The following is a 3,907-nucleotide window of genomic DNA, read 5'->3' on the forward strand; positions in this document are numbered from 1 at the left end:
AAAATTGAGGACATTCGATCGGTTTAGTAGGGAGGCCTTAGCATCCAAGTCTCCCACGTCATTTTCGTAATCATTGACGAGTGCTTTCTCAAGCAGCGTCCAGTTACCAACGTAATTAACCATAGCCGGGCTCACTCTTGACTCATCAATGTGTACCAGCTGGAAATCGTCATCAGTGAAAGCCGCTTCCTCGAGATCTTCGTCGTAGAGCTGAACCAACAAATAAAGCAGTGTCCACTTTTTGGGACCAATCTGTCCCCCTTCCTTGGTCAGATTTAAGAACGCTCCTTTGACTTGAGCATTCGATTTCAGGAGACGGTCGTTCAAGGCCTGATTAATTTGACTACTTGAACTTAGTTTCCCTGACCAAATCTCCTGTGCAATAATCGCATAGCCAGACTCCAGTCGGTTGGTGCCATCATTCATAATGGCGCGGTGTCGAATGAATATGGCGATTACTTTCTGCATCACAATGACCATATCCCGGCTTGAAAACCCTCTTTTACTCAGTGCCAGCAGAATTGGATAGAACAGTTTGACCCGCATCCGATACAGAATATCGATTTGCTGAGCCAGCTCAGTATTGTTGAAGAAACGCTGACGCTTACTCAACGAAGCGGCCTCCAGCATGTTGTAAACTGGTGCCAACTGGACGAGATCATCTAAGAATTCATTGGCCTTGGCACTATTTGTCAGTTCTTGACTCAGCGCTCTGTAGAGATGTGACTCAACTACCAGCCGCTGCCGGGCAGACCAATAAGTCCGGATGAAACGGGTGATGCGATCACTGTCATCCTTGAGCTCACGAGAAACATCATTCCATTTTTGATTAGCGAGATCCATTTCACCGCCCGCCACGTACATTAAGTGGTTTTTGATAATGTCAGACGCTTTCAGGTCTTTGCCACGGCTATTGAGAGTTTCGAAGATAATAAAGGCATCTCGTTGTGTCGGTGCCGAGATCATCACCACGTAAAAGTTATCGACAAAAGAACGGAATAAGCGGCTGAGCCGATCAACTCGCTCCGCCCAAGTCTTGAATTGATTCATAGACGCCGACACGTTCTTGTAAAAGTATTGGTACGCCGCGTCCATATTTTTAGTTGGTTCCGTATAGGCTTTGTGACGTTTACCATTAATTAGACCGCTAAAGAAAGCGTTGGCGTCAAGGCCGTCCCGATCTTTATTACCGCTTTGCAGTGTCAAAGATGGCTGATTCTCTTGGGCTCGTAAATATTTAGCCACATCCCGCTTTACATCTCTCAAGACGTCCCCAGACTCGGGAGACATCTCATCACGATTACTTGAATACGCCTTGGTCGCAATGTCGCTCATCACTGCAAGCAGAATTGAACTGGAGGTCAAGCGTTGCTGACCGTCAATCAGTTCTTGATTACCATCAGGATTCTTGAATGTCACAATTTGACCGAAGAAATGACTACTACGGTTGCCATCAGCTAACTCAGCAAGATCGTTCCAGAAATCATCAATTTCGTTCTCTTGCCAAGCAAAGTTGCGCTGATACTTGGGGACAATAAAGTTATTATCCTGAAACAGATTGCCAATTCGAAACCGTGAAGGCTCGGGAATATCAACAAAACTCATATGCATCTCTCCTTAAAAACCTAGCTCATTCAACTCATCATCAAACATTGACTTTTCCAGTTCCGACTGCACGATAGGCTGTTGAAACTTTTTGAATGCCGTGACTAACTCACAAAATGGATTCACAGAAATTGGCGAAACCGTAAATTGCCGAACCGAAATTGCTCGCTCTTGCAAATCAGCAGAGAAAGGCGTCGTCATCACCAAATCCAACGCGTAATCTAGATTGCTCAATTCGAGAAAACTACCAGGACCCCCGCCCCTTAAGTCACCAAACTTAACGCCACGGTGCATCAGCGCAACAAGCATACGCGGAGTTACGCCACTAACTTGGTCGTTCTGACTGGCGATGCGCTCAATATTTCCTGCCAAAAGAACGGCCTCACTAGTCTTCAGTTCCACTACGTGACGAACCAGTGGGGTCAGCAGCTGTAATGTCGGTAAGTCAAGACGCGGGAGAGTAATCAACAGATTCATTCTTGTTTGTTGTTTCATAAACTGATCGACAAAGGTTAAGGGATCCTCTCTCTGCTGTAAAAGCCCTGTATAAGGGACTCGGTGGCGTTCAACCCATTGTAAAACATCTGTCAGTTTGGCTGGTTGACCATATTTAAATCCACTGATGCCGGCCTGTGCTCGCGTCACCGTTTCTTGCGTCACCGTTTCTTGCCTTGCCGGTTTGAAAACTGGCGTTACCTCTCGTCTCTGAGGTGTCTGCTCTTCATGATCATGCGAGATAGCAGACCGAGGAATAGGCAAAATTTTATCCTCTGTAGTATCCGTTTTCACTGGACTCGATTTTTTTGGCGACCGAATTCAGTATGAAAGCAAAGTGAGAATTGGCTTCACCACCAATTGGACTCAAATAAAAAAAACATACGGTTTAAAATACGTGGCTGAATTTGAATATCCCTCTGTCTCCCTATCAGTAAAAACGGCGCTTCGGCAAGTTTTGGGAGATGAATCACCGCTTTCACTAATGATTTAACTGCATCACTAGCACTCTCACTGAAATCACTGTCTGGATTAGAATAACAATATGCAGCACATAGATTGTGTCCAATAGATTCTATAAGGCTGTCCATCGTTTCATTTCTAGCATCAAGGATAAGTATCCGAGAAACCAAATCATCCGAGATATTGAATATTTGTGCCCACTTTAACATCTTTTCAGTAGGTTCATGCATCTGCCTAGATGTTTGCGGATACGTGGCTCTCAGCGTGGGTAACTCACCGTCATAGAGAAGGTCCGCCAATCGTTCTTGTGCAATTGACTCGGCTTCCTTAACATCCAATCCCTCACCAACTGCAGACCGTTGACGGAATTCTAGGCGTACGTGTACCCCACTGGTAATTACTGTTACCTTTCGGCCCAGCAAGCCTGGATTTTTCTTCTCATAACGCTTCAAAGCTTCTTCTGCAGGTAATATTTGGCGGACAGATTCTTTTAAGATCGTCGGCGTTAAAAACTGGCCAACCATTCCTGAATCAATCTCAGCTGCCAGAAAGCCAATCAGTCGATCCACGCGCCGTCTTCTTAATGATTTGTCTGAAGTTTTGGCATTATTGAAACAAGCGATTAGCTGCTGATAGAGTGCAGCATAAACTGAAGTTACAGACTCTTCTTCGATTGCTTCAAAGCCGGCCAAATTTACGTGAATGTCTTGCAGACAATAAAGTTTTATCTTAGCTAAAATAATTTCTCGACCAATGTTAGCCCACCGATTTTTGGCCTCTGTAGCTGATGCCTCATCGGCAAACTCTTCAATGCCACTTCGATACACAGAAAATTTCAGGGCTGGGTTGAAACGATGCAATGCCTCCCAGCTTAACTCTAACTTGCTCATCAAAATTCCCCCAATGTTTTACTCAGCGCCAAGTATAAACACGAATTAACGATGAAACTCGACACTAGATTGCGCTCATTCCCAGTTGGCTTCAGGGAAGGTTTGCCCTTTACAGGCCGCAGTGATTTATTAAAATTATATCATATCGGCTACTAGTAAGGCCCAAAATTCAGCACTGCTAGAGCAATTATTAACAGATATTAGCTTCAGCAATCATAAAATTCCTTTTTTTGTTAAAATCTTGTTTGTTATTTTACGTTTCAATATTGTGTTAAGCATTTACAAGAATGAATTTCAAACATACGTTATTTATTTATAGGTATTACACTATTGCTGTTCTTTTAAATGATTATTAGCTGTTATACGGAAAAGGACAGCTTAATCGACGCTGTCCTTCATCAATTCGCTATTCTAATAGAACTACTTTTTACGGTGATTTGTGAAGAATTTGAAGA

The 3,907-nt window shown here is 43.7% G+C and carries 3 protein-coding genes; all 3 read right to left on the bottom strand.

Annotation, left to right across the window (positions count from 1 at the left end):
- A partial coding sequence (locus JCM13995_RS13115) for a DUF262 domain-containing protein (protein WP_054666431.1) occupies positions 1-1,605 on the bottom strand: 1,605 nt, incomplete at its 3' end.
- 12 nt (positions 1,606-1,617) lie between these two features.
- Positions 1,618-2,394: a hypothetical protein gene (locus JCM13995_RS13120; RefSeq protein WP_156314507.1), complete on the bottom strand. Its 777-nt coding sequence runs from the start codon at positions 2,392-2,394 to the stop codon at positions 1,618-1,620.
- 56 nt (positions 2,395-2,450) lie between these two features.
- Positions 2,451-3,452, bottom strand: a complete 1,002-nt coding sequence (locus tag JCM13995_RS13125) for a hypothetical protein (protein ID WP_054666438.1) — start codon at positions 3,450-3,452, stop codon at positions 2,451-2,453.
- Positions 3,453-3,907 lie beyond the last annotated feature (455 nt).

It is taken from the genome of Lacticaseibacillus camelliae DSM 22697 = JCM 13995, from assembly GCF_001311195.1.
GTDB lineage: Bacteria > Bacillota > Bacilli > Lactobacillales > Lactobacillaceae > Lacticaseibacillus > Lacticaseibacillus camelliae.

Bases quoted from the DNA above. Each gene is read 5' to 3' on its own strand.
- JCM13995_RS13125 (WP_054666438.1), bottom strand. From the start codon at position 3,452: ATGAGCAAGTTAGAGTTAAGCTGGGAGGCATTGCATCGTTTCAACCCA.